Source organism: Ornithinimicrobium avium (genome assembly GCF_003351765.1).
Classification (GTDB): domain Bacteria; phylum Actinomycetota; class Actinomycetes; order Actinomycetales; family Dermatophilaceae; genus Ornithinicoccus; species Ornithinicoccus avius.
In genome coordinates, this window is sequence record NZ_CP031229.1 from 3,050,953 (window position 1) to 3,066,380 (window position 15,428).

The 15,428-nt window shown below is 67.0% G+C and carries 14 protein-coding genes and 2 pseudogenes; 3 read left to right on the forward strand and 13 right to left on the reverse strand.

The genetic code is table 11. From position 1 onward, the window contains the following. Window positions 1-113: 113 nt before the first annotated feature. The 3 genes and pseudogenes from DV701_RS18865 to DV701_RS13870 form a co-directional block, all read right to left on the reverse strand. Window positions 114-554: pseudogene (locus DV701_RS18865) on the reverse strand (TniQ family protein); the annotation flags it as partial. Then, window positions 523-1,590 carry a TniB family NTP-binding protein gene (locus tag DV701_RS13865; RefSeq protein ID WP_114929081.1) on the reverse strand — a complete coding sequence of 356 codons (1,068 nt, stop codon included), beginning with the start codon at window positions 1,588-1,590 and terminating at the stop codon, window positions 523-525. The pseudogene DV701_RS18865 and the gene DV701_RS13865, both read right to left, overlap by 32 nt. Then, window positions 1,587-2,534 carry a hypothetical protein gene (locus DV701_RS13870; RefSeq protein ID WP_228255040.1) on the reverse strand — a complete coding sequence of 316 codons (948 nt, stop codon included), beginning with the start codon at window positions 2,532-2,534 and terminating at the stop codon, window positions 1,587-1,589. The genes DV701_RS13865 and DV701_RS13870 overlap by 4 nt, the downstream gene beginning before the upstream one ends. Before the next feature lie 15 nt (window positions 2,535-2,549). Between DV701_RS13870 and DV701_RS13875 the strand changes: the two are divergent. Continuing rightward, window positions 2,550-2,747 (forward strand): annotated as a pseudogene (locus DV701_RS13875) (integrase core domain-containing protein); the annotation flags it as partial. 214 nt (window positions 2,748-2,961) lie between these two features. Here DV701_RS13875 and DV701_RS13880 read toward each other — a convergent pair. From DV701_RS13880 to DV701_RS13920, 10 genes are all read right to left on the reverse strand, one after another. Continuing rightward, window positions 2,962-5,241: an ABC transporter permease family protein gene (locus DV701_RS13880; RefSeq protein ID WP_114929083.1), complete on the reverse strand. Its 2,280-nt coding sequence runs from the start codon at window positions 5,239-5,241 to the stop codon at window positions 2,962-2,964. Next, the gene (locus DV701_RS13885; protein WP_228255041.1) at window positions 5,238-6,008 is read right to left on the reverse strand and encodes an ABC transporter ATP-binding protein; all 771 of its coding nucleotides are present in this window, start codon (window positions 6,006-6,008) and stop codon (window positions 5,238-5,240) included. Before DV701_RS13885 ends, DV701_RS13880 begins: the two co-directional genes overlap by 4 nt. After that, entirely contained in the window at window positions 5,914-6,156 is a 243-nt protein-coding gene (locus DV701_RS18515; RefSeq protein ID WP_202863543.1) for a hypothetical protein, read from the reverse strand. Before DV701_RS18515 ends, DV701_RS13885 begins: the two co-directional genes overlap by 95 nt. 552 nt (window positions 6,157-6,708) lie before the next feature. Beyond that, complete coding sequence (locus tag DV701_RS19260; protein ID WP_324616590.1) at window positions 6,709-7,464, reverse strand: TnsA-like heteromeric transposase endonuclease subunit; 756 nt, start codon at window positions 7,462-7,464, stop codon at window positions 6,709-6,711. Between the two features lie 868 nt (window positions 7,465-8,332). Next, window positions 8,333-8,581 (reverse strand): hypothetical protein, encoded by a 249-nt coding sequence (locus tag DV701_RS13895; RefSeq protein ID WP_114929088.1) that lies wholly within the window; start codon window positions 8,579-8,581, stop codon window positions 8,333-8,335. 361 nt (window positions 8,582-8,942) lie between these two features. After that, a protein-coding gene (locus tag DV701_RS13900) for an IS3 family transposase (RefSeq protein ID WP_114931168.1) occupies window positions 8,943-10,222 on the reverse strand; the annotation gives its coding sequence in 2 pieces (ribosomal slippage) (window positions 8,943-9,949 and window positions 9,949-10,222; 1,281 coding nt in all). A 376-nt stretch (window positions 10,223-10,598) separates the two neighbouring features. Then, window positions 10,599-10,895 (reverse strand): type II toxin-antitoxin system RelE/ParE family toxin, encoded by a 297-nt coding sequence (locus DV701_RS13905; RefSeq protein WP_228255042.1) that lies wholly within the window; start codon window positions 10,893-10,895, stop codon window positions 10,599-10,601. Continuing rightward, complete coding sequence (locus DV701_RS13910; RefSeq protein WP_114929092.1) at window positions 10,892-11,146, reverse strand: ribbon-helix-helix domain-containing protein; 255 nt, start codon at window positions 11,144-11,146, stop codon at window positions 10,892-10,894. Before DV701_RS13910 ends, DV701_RS13905 begins: the two co-directional genes overlap by 4 nt. A gap of 343 nt (window positions 11,147-11,489) precedes the next feature. After that, window positions 11,490-11,906, reverse strand: a complete 417-nt coding sequence (locus tag DV701_RS13915; protein WP_114929094.1) for an FtsX-like permease family protein — start codon at window positions 11,904-11,906, stop codon at window positions 11,490-11,492. Beyond that, entirely contained in the window at window positions 11,828-12,568 is a 741-nt protein-coding gene (locus DV701_RS13920) for a TnsA-like heteromeric transposase endonuclease subunit (protein ID WP_114929096.1), read from the reverse strand. Before DV701_RS13920 ends, DV701_RS13915 begins: the two co-directional genes overlap by 79 nt. A 286-nt stretch (window positions 12,569-12,854) precedes the next feature. Here DV701_RS13920 and dnaK point away from each other — a divergent pair, with 286 nt between their 5' ends. Both dnaK and DV701_RS18875 read left to right on the forward strand, forming a co-directional pair. Beyond that, the gene (gene dnaK, locus DV701_RS13925) at window positions 12,855-14,759 is read left to right on the forward strand and encodes a molecular chaperone DnaK (RefSeq protein ID WP_114929098.1); all 1,905 of its coding nucleotides are present in this window, start codon (window positions 12,855-12,857) and stop codon (window positions 14,757-14,759) included. Continuing rightward, window positions 14,756-15,424: a nucleotide exchange factor GrpE gene (locus DV701_RS18875; RefSeq protein WP_228255043.1), complete on the forward strand. Its 669-nt coding sequence runs from the start codon at window positions 14,756-14,758 to the stop codon at window positions 15,422-15,424. Before dnaK ends, DV701_RS18875 begins: the two co-directional genes overlap by 4 nt. The last annotated feature ends 4 nt before the right edge of the window (window positions 15,425-15,428 follow it).

Below are 15,428 nucleotides of genomic sequence, written 5' to 3' on the forward strand. Positions count from 1 at the left end.
ATCCACGCCGAGCTGGTGAACCGTGCGCGTCGGCACGCCGGGCAGCGGCGGACCAGCAGTTGTCGGTGCGTGGTGCAGACCAGGTTCAGTGGGGCCGTCCAGGCCTGCAGCCAGACCCCGCCGGAGTCGGCGAGGCAGGAGGGGCAGAAACGGGTCCGGTCCGGGGCGACCTCGCCCCGTCCGTGATAGGTGCCCAGGTACCGGGTCACCTGGGAGGACAGCGCATCATCGCCGCCGTCGGTGCCCGGCGGTAGGGAGTCGAGCCCCGCCGCGATGGCCAGGATCTGGGCGTGTGGGGACAGGTGCGCCTCGACGCGGGAGGCCGGGCCGGCGACGACCGGCACGGCGAGCTCGGTCAGGAGACCGGAGACCGGCAGTCGGTACCTGTGAGCCAACCGGGCCAGCCACGACCCCAGCTGTTCCCCGGCGGCCGGAGGCACGGTCAGCGGGAGCCGGGTGATGTCGTACCCGCCGGGCACCAGCCGCGCCCGGACACCCCCGGTGACTGCCCGGGGGAGGGGTTCAGGCGCTGTGGCTGAGACGTTCGGCGGCATTGTCGATCCGGACCGAGGACAGCACGTCGGCGTCGAGCACCTCGGTCCCGGTGGTGATGGCTCGTGCGCAGGCACCGTCGAGCAAGGCCGTCAGTGACCCGATACGGCCCTGGGTGCGTCGATGCAGTAGGTCGGCGTGGTCGGTCAGCATCCCTGGCCGGGCCCGGGCCAGCTTGTAGTGCGGTTCCAGGGTGGCCAGCAGCGTGGCCCAGGCGCGGGCACCGGCGTCGGTGCCGGTCGTGAAGGGCACGACCGGGCAGCGGGTGGCCCGTCGGCTGGTCTGGGCCAGGACGGCCTGGTCGCCGTGCAGGCCCTCGTCGAAGAAGCGGCGTTCACGCAGCCCGACCCCGACGTAGATGAACGTGACCGGTAGCTCGTTGGCCAGGCCCTTGAGGTGGTTGGACACCTCGGTGCCATGGCGCCCGGCGAAGTCGACGAAGTGCAGCTCGTCGATGACGATCAGGCGGGTGTCGCAGCTGGCGACGCAGTCGATGGCCAGTGCGGTCAGCTCGGTGCGTGACCCGCGCCGGGCCGCCGGGTGGCCGTAGAACTCCAACAGCTTCTGGTTCAGACCCTTGAGGGTGATGCCCTCGTTCAGCGGCACGAACGCCACCGGCAGCCGCTGATTCCCCTCAGCCGTGGTGTGCCCGTAGCGGCGGTAGATCCGCCGGTGGAAGTCGCGCGCGTACCTCGTCGCGATCGTGGTCTTGCCCAGGTACGGTTCGGCGTCGATGACCACCGACCCGCGCAGCTTGTCCGCGTCGCGCCGGTTGGAGGCCATCACCTCATCGATCACCTGGTAGGCCGAGGCGAGCTGCTGGGTACGCACCGTCGGTGGGTTGGCGTTCCACACGATCCGGGCCTCACCGTAGTCCTCCGCCTCCTCCGGGCCCAGGTCGGCCATCTCAGCGATGGTCAAGGTCGGGAAGTCCGGGCGCGGTGCCGCGTTCACGAACGCGTCCCACCCGACCTTGCGGGACAGCTGGAACAGGGCCGTGTCGTGCACGGCCAGCCACCGGGCCCACGGGTTGCTCATTCGTCGAACACTTCCAGCACCTCGCTGTCCGGGTGCTCGGCGTAGTACCGCTCGAACACGTCCAGGTCATCCGCGTGCTGCGGCGGCGCGGCCTCGCGGGCCTGACGGGCCGTCAGCAGGTCGATCACTCCGGGCAGGGAGGCGTGGTCGGTCACCTCGTCGTCATCGAACACGTGGCTGCTGGGCTGGGTGGCCAGCCGGATCGCAAGGTTGCGTTCTCGGCGGCCCATCACCTCCTCCCGGCTCCACCGGGCCAGGAGGTCTTCTACGGCCTGCTGCGGGTCGACGTGCCGGTGCTCGGCGATGCTGATGCGGCGGGTGTAGTCGGCTGCGTCCTTGCTGAACGGGGTGTTGATCCCCGCGGCCAGCCGCCACTCCAGGCGGTGCCACCTCTTGTCGGCCGGGTCCTGGAAGTAGACGGCCCGCACGTCGTCGGCATCGACCAGGATCGGCCACTTCCCGGCGTGGGCGCCCCCGTAGTCCGATCTCCTGGCCCGGTAGGTGTTCAGGCCCGGACCGTCGTACCGGCGCCCGTCGATGTCGACCCCGTAGTGATGGATCTTGCGCCACTGGACCTCCATCAGCTCATACCGCAGATCCTCGGCCGCCGGGAGCCGCAGCAGGCCGGAGAACTCGATCCCCCGGTTGAACATCTCCTGCGGGGACAGGTCGACCTTCGGCAGCAACGGGTCCCGCAATCCCCGGTGCGCGCGGAGGTGGTAGACGTCGCCGACCCACTCCCTGATCAGGTCCTCCAGCTCGGTGACGTAGTAGAACGCGCCCTTCTCGACGTCCTTGCCCCGGGAGGCGATGTTCGGTCCCTTGTAGGCGGACAGCTTGTCCAGCAGGGACAGCCGCAGGCTCTTGAAGAACCGCTCGAGCGCCGGTTTGTCGGTCGGTTTGTCCGGGATTGCCGGCTGCACCGAGATCCCAGCCGGCGGCATACTCCCATCGTGTGCTCGGAATCATTCAACGCCACCCTGAAGCGCGAGGTCCTCCAGGACGCCGCCTGTTGGCCCGACGAGGCCACCTGTCGTCGCCAGGTCTTCCGCTGGGCTGTGCGCTACAACACCCGACGCCGACACTCCTGGTGCGGCTACCTGTCCCCGTCCACCTACGAGGCCCGCTGGGCCGCTACACTGCCAACCGCTGCGTAATCAACCCCCGTGTCCAAGTTCCGGGGGGAGGGCCCGACGTGGGTCGGCCCACCTTGGCTCAGTCTCATCTTCTTGTCCATTTCCAGGTTGTAGCTGCGCACAGGCCGGTCAGCCCTGCTGAGCCTGGGTTGACCGTCCCGGGATGTCCGCAACCTTCCGCGCTCGGGGTCTGCTGCGACTGAATGCGTTCTCGCCTGGCCAGGTTGGGTTGCGGTTATTCGCCGGGCAGCTCGTTCAATCGGGCTGATTTCGGGATAGCTAGGGCGGCGGTGGCACCTGCTGCGGTCGCGAGAATCATGGCGGGAACGAGTGGCCACAATCCGATCAGGCCTGTCCCCGTGGGACTGCTCAGGGTGTAGAGCAGACTGCTGGCGCAGGAGATGCCTACGAGCAGTGCAAGAGCCGTGACAAGAGCCATCGGGGCGCTCACGGATAGGCACACCGCTGCGCGGAGCGTGCGCGTCGGTGTTCCCATCGCCTGCAGCACTGCCGTGCTGGTGGATCTCCTCGCGATCCCGGTGAGCGCGGACGCGAACAATGCTGCTGCGGCGGTGAGGAAGGTCCCGATAGCCCCCCACAACATGATGCTGTAGTACTGGCGCAGTTGCCCGTCGTAGCCCTCCTGCGAAGTGGCTCGGGTCGCGATCTGTGCGGTGGGGTCCGTCGTGAGTGCGGCGGTGCGAATATGTGCGAGAGCCTGGGGGTCGGTGGTCCGAACCAGTACGAGAGTAGGCCGGAAGTGGGACACGTCCAGCCCTGCCCGGGCGGGGTCGATGATCAGGTGTGGTCTGTCTGTCGCGGCGATCGCGGTACGCAGTTCGGGCGTGGCAGCCGGTACGGGGAGCGATTCGGCTTCGTTCGGGTCTGGCGCTGCGGTCAGCGACCGAAGGGTTGCAGGGGCCAGGCCGGTGACCTGCAGGGCCGGATCCTGCAATGCGGCTTCTGCTGCGGAGGTGGTCCAGGCAGCCGAGGAGTCGCCGCAGTCAAGCTCGGCCAACTCAGCGGCGGTGGCGATCTGGCGGCAGTCTCCGATCCATGTTGTTAATGGGTGCTGACCAGTTTGGACGGTGCCTTCGATCACGGGAGCTGCGGCTTGGACTCCTGTGATCTGGCGGAGATCATCGACCAAGGCGGACACCTGGTCGGCGGACGCGGCACGGGCCTCGATCGTGATTGTTCCCGGGGCTTGCTGGATGACGGGGTCAGGAACGGCGGCCACCGCGGTGGGGTTGAGCATGACGAACACTGTGGCGACGAAGACGGCCAGCGAGGCGGCCGCGACGCCTCTGGCGGTACTCCAGGGGGCGGCCTCCAACCACCCGCCGGAGAGAACCAGTGCGGGGCGGCGCGAAGCGAGCATCCACTGGCCAGTCCTGCGGACCAGCCACGGGAGCACCAGCACCAGGCCCGCTCCACCGAGCGCCATGAGCAAGAGGGTCTGCCGTGTGCCGGTGAAGATCCCGACCCAGCCCAGCGTCAATGCACTGGCGAAGAGCAGGACCCCGACCGCGGCGGGCCGTCCCGATCGGGTCTGCTCCCGGGCGGTGATTGTTGAGACCAGCGGTTGGTGTACTGCCGAGCGTGCGGTGCGCAGCCCAATCCCGACGACGATCAGAGGTAAGCCCACGGCGATCATCAACACAAGGGGCCATGCCGGGGCAAGGTCCCTGGAAAACGGGGCAGGTTCCCCGACCAGCAGGCCCGCTAAGGCTGGCCGCAACACGAAGAAGGTCGCGCCGCCCACGAGGATCCCAAGGCTGCTGGCTATCAGCGCCTCACCAGCGACGATCCTGCGGATGATCGCGGCGGGTGCGCCGGCGATGACGAGGTTGGCCATGCGCCTCCGGTGTGCTTGAGTCAACGCTGAGGTGGCCGTGTAGGCGAGCAACAGCGGTGGCACCAGCAGTGCCACACCGGCCAGAGACAGCAGCAGGGTCAGCGTCGTCGACGAGACGGCTGCCGCCTCGGCAGACAGTTCCGTGATCGGGACAGCGACCGGGTCGAGTTGTTGCTCTGTATCACCGCGGACTGCCATCAGGTGGTTCGGCCCCAAGAGGGATTCAGCGGTGATCCCACCGACGACCCTTCCGTACCTTCGTGAAACCTCCGGGTGCTGCGCCAGCGCATCCTGCAGTGCTGGTGAGATCAGCGTTTCGCCGGGCGCGGGAAACTCGGGTATCCCGGCGGGGGGAGCCACTCCCTCGCCATGCGTGGCCACGTTGACCACGGTCACCCGCTGATCTGCGATGTAGTCCACCACCGGGTAGACATAGATGTAGTCGGCAGTTGTCTCCGGGTCGGCCTGTGCCGTCCAGTCCCGCGGAAACTGTGTCCACGCCAACCGGTCTTCTTGGCTCTGAAAAGCTGCCGGGACGCTGGCCATCGCCAGCAGCACCACGGCAGCCAATGCGGTTGTGGCGACCAGGACCGCGGTTAACGCCCACTGCACGGGCCCGGCGCCCCGCCACAGCCGCCCCACGAGCCAGAACGTCACGGTCTGAGGCTCTCGGTAGCCAGCGTGCCATCATGCAGGTACAACTGCCGGTCCGCACGTCGGGCCACGCCCTCATCATGGGTGACCAGCACCAAGGAGGCACCGGCCTGCTGGGTGGAGCGGCACAACAGGTCCAGCACGTCCTGGGACGTGCGCGAGTCCAGGGAACCGGTCGGCTCATCCGCCAACACAACCAGCGGCTCGTTCACCAAGGCTCGGGCCACTGCCACCCGCTGTCGCTGCCCTCCAGAGAGCTGATGCGGATATCGGCTGACCATCTCGCCCAACCCCAACTCACCGAGTATGGCTCGAGCCTGCTCCGTCGCGCGGTGACGGCGTGCGCCTCCCAAAAGCAATGGCAACGCCACGTTGTCACCCGCAGTCAACTCAGCAACGAGTTGACCGAACTGGAAGATGAGGCCCACGTTCTCGCGACGAAACGTCGTGCGCGCATCCGCGTCCAACTGATAGACCGCGGTTCCCTCAACGATCACCTCGCCCGCGGTCGGAGGGAGCAGTCCAGCCAGGGTCAGCAGTAGCGTTGACTTCCCAGATCCGCTGGCCCCACTGACGCTGACGATCTCTCGCCCGCGGATTTCTAGGTCGAGCCCGCACAGGACGGGAGTCCCGTCATACCCTGCGTGCAATCCGCTGCACCGGACCGCAATACCGTCAGTTGGGCTCTGCCTCAGGCTCGTCCACCTCACGAAGGTAGATATAAGCGTTCGTGCCGTTGCGCCAGGGGAAGGTGAAGTACTCGCGCTCACCCTGCGGGCAGGCGTACCGGCTGTAGTCCGTGGCGGTGGAGATGTTGTAGGAGGCATAAACCTGGGCGCACTGGCCGTCATTGTCCGTGTCGATGACGTTGCCGTTGACCCGAATCTGAGTGCCGGCGCTATTCCTGCACTCTCGCACTTGGGCTTCACCACCCGAGGTTTGGATGATGTAGTACGCGCCACATCGTCCGGGTGCTGGCGGCGGCGGGACCGCAGTCGGCCCAACGGTGGACGAGCTCTCCGCTGGTTGCGCCGAGGCCGTGACGGCCGCTGGTCCAACCGCGAGGACCGCGCTGGCGAAGCACGAGAAGGGTGGTCCGAAGAGTTTTCGTGGGTGACATGGATCCATCCGATCCTGAATGGTGAGCTCATGTGCAGTTCCCCTGCGTTGGCTGCTGCGGAGCCTCACCAGCACCCCCAAGGCCAGACGATAACCCGACCGACACGACATATCCTGCTCCTATGTCTCATAGTTCGTCAAGGGCTGTCTCTTGCGCACCTTCGTGCTGCTGCCGCCGGGCCAGACCTCGATGATTCACGGTGGTCGGTCGAGCGCCTGAATCGTCGTGTCGGCCCGCGCGGATGCGGCTGGGAGGTCGCGGGCAGGGTCAGGGTCCGATCCGCTCGGTCCACCACCACGGCCCGGCCTGGGACAGCCACACGCCGCGACGGTGACGGGCCGTCGGGGATGTCAAGGGCCAGTAGGAACTGCCCGGTGGCGGACAAGAAACCTGCCCGGTGGTGGCCATGGGATCTGCCCAGGAGGCGGGGTGGCCATGGGATCTGCCCAGGAGGCGGGGTGGCCACCACCGGTCTGGTTGCTCAGTTCAACAGGCTCACCCCTGACCGGCGAGGGCTTGGGTGAGGCGGACGCTGTCGCCGCTGGTCTGACAGACGTGGGCGTGGTGCAGCAGCCGGTCGACGGTCGCGCGGAGCGACGACCGACAGCCAGGGCCTTGATGGTGCGCAGCACGACTGGATCGCCGCCGGAGAAGACCTCGTAGCCCCAGCCCTTGTCCCGGCACAACCCGCGTGTCCAGTCGAACTGGGCCCGCACCGCGGGCTTGTCCAGGAACTCTGCCGGCTTCACGTCGACTAAGGTGACCGTCCGGTCGACATGGACCAGGAGGACATCGGGCACATGCGAAGGCTGAGCGCCGGTGCCGCTTCCCGTGATCTGGAACGGTTGGGTCGCGATACCCACGACAGTCGGGTCGAAGTCCGCCAACCACAGCCGGTCCAGCTCGAGCAGGCTCTCGTACACCAGCGTCCGTCGGTTCGTCGCCGACCAGAACAGACCCGGGTAGTTCCCCTGCCCCCGGTAGGACGGCGGGATACGGACCGGAAGACCCTCGACGATCAGCTCGGCGCGCGCCTCGCGCCACGTCGTCGTGACCTCGTCACCGGCGACGTTGCAGTACCGCAAGGAGACCTCGCGCACGCCCACACGCCCATCGTGACCCACTGACAGATGGATGAGACTACTGACACGCCACTGTCAGATAGATGAGACCACTGCCAACTTGGCCGAGAACCTACAAGAAAACTCGCCGGCTGTAGGTTCTCGGACGACCTGTCGGAAGAGCAGTCGCGTGACCTGCAGAGGGACAGTCCTTGAGCCGCCGTCCGTCTCCTTAACTTGTCGGAATCCTCACGCCGGGGTCGCTGATCCAATGCCGGTTCACCGTCCCCATTCCGTCGAGCGGGCCGACATTCTCTTTGTCTGGGGGAGGGTCAACCAGGCAGGTCATGTGGTTAGTTAGGGGGCGTCTCATGCGCTGGCGCGCATTTGTCCAGACCGGAGACATACCACCACTTACCAGATCTGGCTAGTCGCAGGATGTGGCTCGCTCGACCGTCCGCGCCTACCCTGACCCAGACACCCGCAGACACCTCGCTGTCCTTGCCGGCAGGCAGTCCTTCGAGGGTGGCGAAGTTCCGGATTGCCTGCGCCGGATCTTCTGCGGCGCCTGGGCCGGTAGCCGCCCCGCCATCCCCCGCGACCACAATGTCGCTACCCTCCCACTGATCGCACCCCAGCGTCGAGTGCTCCACCGGGCGGTCGGTAACCGCCGCCCCCTCACCCGTCGTTCCCGGTGCTGGGTCGGACCCGGCGCAGGCTCCCAGCCCAACCGCTAACGCGACAGTCGCGGTCACTACTGCGAACCGTCGCCCCCTGCTGCGCCTCGGACCCATCCTGACTCCTAGTCGTAAGCCGCCTCTGTTGGTGAATGTCGTGCGTTCCTAACGTTCGCCAGTACGTCGAGCCTAGTTCGAAGGCAGCGCACATCGTTTGCCTGGTTGTGCCTGCGCAGTTATCTAGTGGCCCAACCGTTCGCGGTTTCATCGATGAGATACTCGGTATCCTCATAGAACTCTTCACCAGCGCACATGCCGACCTCGCCTGCGTCGACTTGAACCATGATCGAACCCTCCCCGGTGGCTGCCGACGCCACCCGTTCGATCGAGAGCAATGCCAGGAGAGTTGACGCCATGCCAAGCAGCAGGACCTGGGCGGAGCGTGCGCGATCTGGACCCGTTCTGCGTGCCATCATCGGCTTCATGGCTTGCCCTCCATCTCCGGAAGTGGGAGAATTTTAAGTTTGGGGCCATCGCTCTGTCAAGGCTCACTTTCGGTGCCCGTGACCCGTGAACATCGCCTGGTGGCACGGGGTCAACTCACTCCGGGCAGCACGAGACGGGTCTTCGGGCGAGCCCGGCACCATGCGCAGCTCGGTCCGAAGTGCTCGACGCGACGTGCGAGTGACCACGTCAACCAGCAGGTTCGGCCCACCTCTCGAGCTGTCCAGTGCCGGGATAGAAGGTGTGCGTGAGGCAGGCGTCAAGGGTGCGTTCAGGTTGGAGCAGGCTGCGGTGGAGTTTGGGTGTGAGGCAGGCTGAAGCGCCCCAGGTTCTCTGCCGCTCTCATACGGGCTGCGGCTCGGGGTTGAGGGCAGCATAGTGGGCTTGCTCGTACTCGATCGGTGGGACGTTGCCCAGCGACCCGTGGAGCCGACGGGTGTTGTACCAGTCGACCCAGCCGGCGGTGGCGTACTCCACGTCGGCGAGGGTCTTGTAGGGCCCCGCGTGGAAGACCGTGGTGCGGATGCACTCGGCCTTGTAGAGCCCGTTGACCGTCTCCATGAGCGCGTTGTCGTACGCGTCGCCCACGGACCCGATCGAGGGCCGGATCTCCTCCAGCGCGAGATGCTCGGTGAGGCGGATCGAGGTGTACTGGCTGCCCGCATCACTGTGATGTATCAGCTGCCCGGGCACCCTGGGGTGGCCGTCCCGTTCTCGTTGCCAGATCGCCATCCGCAGCGGGATCATGACCAGGTCGGTGTGCTTGGTGCTGGCGGCGTGCCAGGCCACGATCCGCTGGGAGAACACGTCCAGGATGAACGCGACGTAGACGAACCCGGCCCACGTCCTGGCGTAGGTGAAGTCCGTGACCCACACGAGGTTCGGTGCGTTGGCGGTGAAGTCACGATTCAGCAGGTCACCGGCCCGGATGCCGTCCTTGGCCGGGATCGTCCGGGTGCCCTTGTCGCGGCGCACCCCGACCAGCCCGAGGGTCCTCATGGCCCGGTCCACGGCCCCGGCAGACGCCGCGGGCATCGTCGTGCGGCGCACGTACGCGGTCATCTTCCGGCGCCCGTACAGGCCCTCCGGGGCCAACTTGCGGCGCCCGTGCGGCGTGGTGGTCCAGGCGATGTCACGCACCGCGTCCACAACCTGGGCGTCGGTCACCGTACGTGCCGCGATCGTTCGACCGGTCTGCTTCCAGGATCGGTAGGTCCGCGCGGCAACCTGGCAGCCCTGCTCACGCAGCACCACACAGACCGACTCGACCGCGTGGCCCTGGGCTCTCATGGTGTCGATGAATCCCATGATCATCGGTTGCGGGGGTCGAGCTCCCCGACGAAGAAAACCGTCGCGGCCTTCAGGATCGCGTTGTCCTCCTCCAACCGGCGGACCCTGGACTTCAAGGACTTGATCTGCTCCAGTTCCTCACTGGTCACACCGTCGCGGCCACCGGCATCGACCTGGGCCTGGATGACCCAGCGACGCACGGACTCCCTCCCGACACCCAGCTGCTTGGCCACCGCGGCCGAAGCGGCCGTCAACGACGGGTACTCGGACAGGTGCTCGGTGACCAGACGCACAGCGCGGGCCTTCAACTCTGGATCGATCTTCTTGGGCATGGTGCTCATCCTCCTGGACTCAAACAGGAGCGGCATCGAACCTGGGGCGCTTCAATCAGCCAGTGTGCTCACGACGTCCTCGCCCTCACGGGACGTGTACCGCAACTCCACCTCGCCACGCGGCGACCTGCTCACGCCACCAGCATGACGCCGTCGTGACAACTCGCCCGGAAGTGACACGCGAGTGACAAGAAACCCGGAAAGTGACAACTTGTGCCGGAACCTACAACCACTGTAGGTTCTCGGCCGACCTGTCGCAGCCACGGGCCTGTGACCTGCAGGCTGACAAGTTTGTGGGATGCCGGCGGTGTCACTAACTTGTCGGCATCTTCAGCCAATCTCCACGCCCGAGTGGCACCGGTGTGGCTCGGGGATCCTAGCCGTCGAGGGCTCCTGCGGGGTGGCGCCGGGAGTGCAGCACCCGGACGACGAGCAGGTCACCCGCCGGGGTCTGCTGGTAGAAGACTCCGTAGGGGAACCGCCGCATCCGGGCCCTGCGGAGCTCGTCGAACCCTTCAACCGCTGGTGCTCCCTTGGGGAACATCACAATCCGCTCGATGGCCGCGCCGACGTCGTCGGCGAAGCGCGTACCGAGCTTCGGGTCGATGCCAGCGTAGTAGTCACAGGCTTCTTCGATGTCGCTCACCGCGTGCTGGGTGAGGACGATCCTCAACGTCGACCTGGGAGAGTCTTGCGGACGTCGGACCAATCGTGCAGTGACTCCGGGTTCACCTGGGCGGCGTCCAGTGCCGCAACGAGGGCTGCACGTTCCTCGTCGGTCGGCCGGTAGATGGGCTCACCGAAATGAGTGCGCAAGGCCTCTTGGATAACTTCCGAACGGCTCCGGTGCTCTGCCGAGCGGGCTCGCTCCAGCATCTCGTAGAGTTCCTCGGGGAGCGTCACCGCGACCTTGCGCACCGTCATACCCACCTCCACAGTATGATTTCATCATACCAGAGGCGGAGGTCCACAGGTGCCTGGCGCATCCAACGAGAGGCCAGAAAATCCGACATGCGACCGACAAAGAGCAGGCATCCGACACGTTGGCCATGAACCTACACACAAGGTTGGTGTAGCGGTGTCGAAGAAGATGAAGTCCGGGCGGAGGGGTTCTCGGCCGATCTGTCGGAGGCGCAGGGCGCTGACCTGCAGGTTGTCAAGTTGGTGAGAGGCCACCAGTGTCACCAACTTGTCGGCATCTTCAGCGGATGACGACGAGGGCTGACAGTACATGGCCCGTGGGCACTGGGACTTCGAAGGTGGGTGGCTAAGCGGCGCGGATGAGTTCGGGCCGGATCCTGGGGTTGGCGACGAGTGATGTGGCCCAGGCGACGAGGAGGCTGCCGATTCCGGCCGCGGCGATCATCGGCCCGATGAAGCTGGGGGCGATGCGCAAGCGCTCGTCGTCGCTGACCAGCAGCAGGTAGCTGTCGGCGGCGAGCCAGCCCAGCCCCAGGGCTAGGACGGTGCCGAGCAGGATCGGGACGGCGACTTCGAGCCAGTGGCTCAGGGGCAGGGTGCGAGGCGGGACGCCGAGCAGCTGGAGCCGGACGACCTCGCGGCGGCGTTCGATGGCGCGGTCCAGGGCGCCGACCGCGCAGCTGGTCAGACCGAGGACGAGGACGAGCGCGCCGACCAGCCGGACGGTGTCGATGGTCCGCTGGATGCGGTCCATCTCGCCCATGTCCCAGAAGCTGGAAAACCTGCAGGTCGGCGGCCCTCATCGCCTCCACCAGATCGCGGCGGGGGTCGGAGATCACGTGGACCTCGGCGTATCCGCCGTCCGGCAGCGGACGCGGCGGCCAGGTCGGCTGGTTCGATCCCGCGGCGGGCGACCGCGAACGCCCGGATGTTCGCCAGCGCGACCTGCTCGGTACCGGACCACACCTCGTACCGGACGCCCTTGGCCTGGCACAGCCGCGCGGTCCACCGGAACACCGCTTGGACTTGCGGTCGCTTGACGAACTCGGCGGGCTTGACGTCCACGACCGTCATAACGCCACGCCTGTCGGTCAGCAGCAGGTCCGGCGCGTGCCGCCGTAGGACTCCCTCGTCCGATCCGCCGAACCACATCGGCTGGGCGGCGATCCAGTGCACATCAGCGTCGAAGTCGGCCAGCCACAGCCGATCCAGCTCCAACCGACTCTCATAGGGCACGTGCGCACCCGTAGTCGCCGACCAGAACAGGCCTGAGTAGTGACGTTGGCGGACATGCGACTTCAGCCGACGCACCGGCAACGCGGTGGATGCGCGCTTGAGGTCCAGCTGCCGAAGCGACGTCGTGACCGACTCGCCGTCGGCGTCGACGTAGCGAACCTCCGTGTCCAAGGGGTTCGTCGCGCCCATAGCCACCAGCGTCCTACCAGGACACGAAATCGGGACTCAGGACACGCGCGGGACACGAAACTGGGATCGGGACAAGAAATTCGGGTTCCTACAAAAAAACTCGCCGGCATCGGATCCAGCCGTCGGGAACATCTGCGCCTCGTCTAAGGTTGAGCCTAGTGAACTCAACTTCGATGAGCCTCAGTTTGACAAGGCAGGGGTCCGATCCGCAGAGTTGAGTGCAGACGTGTCAACCCAGCGTCCGCCCGCCCGGGCGAGGCGCACCGCATACCTAAGGAGAACCCGCATGGGACGTGCAGTCGGCATCGACCTCGGCACCACCAACTCGGCGGTCGCCGTCCTCACCGGCGGCGAGCCGGAGATCATCGCGAACGCCGAGGGCGGTCGCACCACGCCGTCCGTCGTCAGCTTCGCCAAGAACGGCGAGATCCTCGTCGGTGAGGTCGCCAAGCGGCAGGCCGTCACCAACGTCGACCGCACCATCCGCTCGGTCAAGCGCCACATGGGCACCGACTGGAAGACGCAGGACATCGACGGCAAGTCCTACACCGCGCAGGAGATCAGCGCGCGCATCCTGATGAAGCTCAAGCGCGACGCGGAGTCCTACCTGGGCGAGGACGTGACCGACGCGGTCGTCACCGTGCCGGCCTACTTCGACGACGCCGAGCGTCAGGCCACCAAGGAGGCCGGCGAGATCGCGGGCCTGAACGTGCTGCGCATCGTCAACGAGCCCACCGCCGCCGCGCTCGCCTACGGCCTGGACAAGGGCAAGGAGGACGAGCTCATCCTCGTCTTCGACCTCGGTGGCGGCACCTTCGACGTCTCCCTGCTCGAGGTGGGCAAGGACTCCGAGGACGGCTTCGCGACCATCCAGGTGAAGGCCACCCACGGTGACAACAAGCTCGGTGGTGACGACTGGGACCAGCGCATCATCGACCACCTGGTCACCACGGTGAAGAACCAGTCCGGCGTGGACCTGTCCAAGGACAAGATCGCGCTGCAGCGTCTGCGCGACGCGGCCGAGCAGGCCAAGAAGGAGCTGTCCTCCTCGACCAGCACCTCGATCAACCTGCAGTACCTGTCGATGGGTGAGAACGGCCCCGTCCACCTGGACGAGACCCTCACCCGCGCGCAGTTCGAGCAGATGACCGCAGACCTGCTGGAGCGCACCAAGGCGCCCTTCGACCAGGTCATCAAGGACGCCGGCATCAAGCTCGACGAGATCGACCACGTCGTCCTCGTCGGTGGTTCGACCCGCATGCCGAGCGTGGCCGAGCTGGTCAAGAAGATGACCGGCGGCAAGGAGCCCAACAAGGGCGTCAACCCTGACGAGGTCGTCGCCGTCGGCGCTGCCCTCCAGGCCGGTGTCCTCAAGGGCGAGCGCAAGGACGTGCTGCTGATCGACGTCACCCCGCTCTCCCTGGGCATCGAGACCCAGGGCGGCATCATGACCCGCCTGATCGAGCGCAACACCGCGATCCCGACCAAGCGCAGCGAGGTCTTCACCACGGCTAGCGACAACCAGCCGTCCGTGGGCATCCAGGTCTACCAGGGTGAGCGCGAGATCGCCCAGCACAACAAGCTGCTCGGCAACTTCGAGCTGACCGGCATCGCCCCGGCCCCCCGCGGCGTGCCGCAGATCGAGGTCACCTTCGACATCGACGCCAACGGCATCGTGCACGTGTCCGCCAAGGACCGCGGCACGGGCAAGGAGCAGTCGATGACGATCTCCGGCGGCAGCGCGCTGCCCAAGGAGGAGATCGAGCGGATGGTCAAGGACGCCGAGGCGCACGCGGAGGAGGACAAGAAGCGCAAGGAGGAGACCGAGACCCGCAACACCGCCGAGCAGCTGGTCTACTCGACCGAGAAGTTCCTCGCCGACTCCGGCGACAAGGTCCCGGCCGACGCCCGTGGCCCGGTCGACACCGCGCTGAGCGACCTCAAGGACGCGCTCAAGGCTGACTCCGGCGCCACGATCGAGGACATCAACGCCAAGATGGAGACTCTCTCCACCGAGAGCCAGAAGATGGGCTCGGCCATGTACGCCCAGCAGGGCGCCGAGGGCGCCGGTGCGGGTGCCGGTTTCGCCGACGCCACCGGCGCGGCGGACATCGACCCGAACGCGGCCGCCGGCGGCAATGACGACGACGTGGTCGACGCCGAGGTGGTCGACGACGAGGAGACCAAGTGACCGACATCCACGGCACCCAGCCCGGGGGCGCTCCCGACGAGGAGCGCCCCGGGTCGGGGCCCGTCATCAGGGACCGCAGGCTCATCGACCCGGAGACGGGGCAGGTGCGCCGCCCCGAGGGCCAGCAACCCTCGGCGGACGCCCCCCAGGGTTCCTCCACGCAGGAGGCCACCCCCGCCGGCGGTCCCCCCGCCGGGCCCGAGGACGAGCCGCACCCGGACACCGCCCTGGCCGCCGAGCGGCTGGAGGAGATGCGCCGGATGCAGGCCGAGTTCGTCAACTTCCGCAACCGCACCCAGCGGGAGCGCGAGGGCGACCGGGACCGGGCCACCTCAAGCGTCGTGGAGGCGCTGCTCCCGGTGATGGACGACATCCACTGGGCGCGGGAGCACGGCGACCTTGCCGAGGGGACGCCGTTCGCGGCGATCGCCGACAAGCTCGGGCAGACCCTGGAACGCTTCGGCGTCAAGCAGGTCGGCGCGGTCGGCGAGATCTTCGACCCGAACGTCCACGAGGCGCTCATGCACATGCCCGCCGACGCCCCCGGCGTGGAGCTGCCGGAGGGCACCACCGAGATGACGGTCGTGCAGGTGATGCAGCCCGGGTTCGTCGTCAACGACAAGGTCGTGCGCGCCGCTCGCGTGGCGGTCGCCGACCCGGCCTGAACGC

What these genes read in the sequence shown, in the direction of transcription:
- DV701_RS13865 (WP_114929081.1), bottom strand. Translation starts at nt 1,590, where the DNA reads ATGAGCAACCCGTGGGCCCGGTGGCTGGCCGTGCACGACACGGCCCTG.
- DV701_RS13870 (WP_228255040.1), bottom strand. Translation starts at nt 2,534, where the DNA reads ATGCCGCCGGCTGGGATCTCGGTGCAGCCGGCAATCCCGGACAAACCG.
- DV701_RS13895 (WP_114929088.1), bottom strand. Translation starts at nt 8,581, where the DNA reads ATGAAGCCGATGATGGCACGCAGAACGGGTCCAGATCGCGCACGCTCC.
- DV701_RS13910 (WP_114929092.1), bottom strand. Translation starts at nt 11,146, where the DNA reads ATGACGGTGCGCAAGGTCGCGGTGACGCTCCCCGAGGAACTCTACGAG.
- DV701_RS13915 (WP_114929094.1), bottom strand. Translation starts at nt 11,906, where the DNA reads ATGGGCGAGATGGACCGCATCCAGCGGACCATCGACACCGTCCGGCTG.
- DV701_RS13920 (WP_114929096.1), bottom strand. Translation starts at nt 12,568, where the DNA reads ATGGGCGCGACGAACCCCTTGGACACGGAGGTTCGCTACGTCGACGCC.
- dnaK (WP_114929098.1), top strand. Translation starts at nt 12,855, where the DNA reads ATGGGACGTGCAGTCGGCATCGACCTCGGCACCACCAACTCGGCGGTC.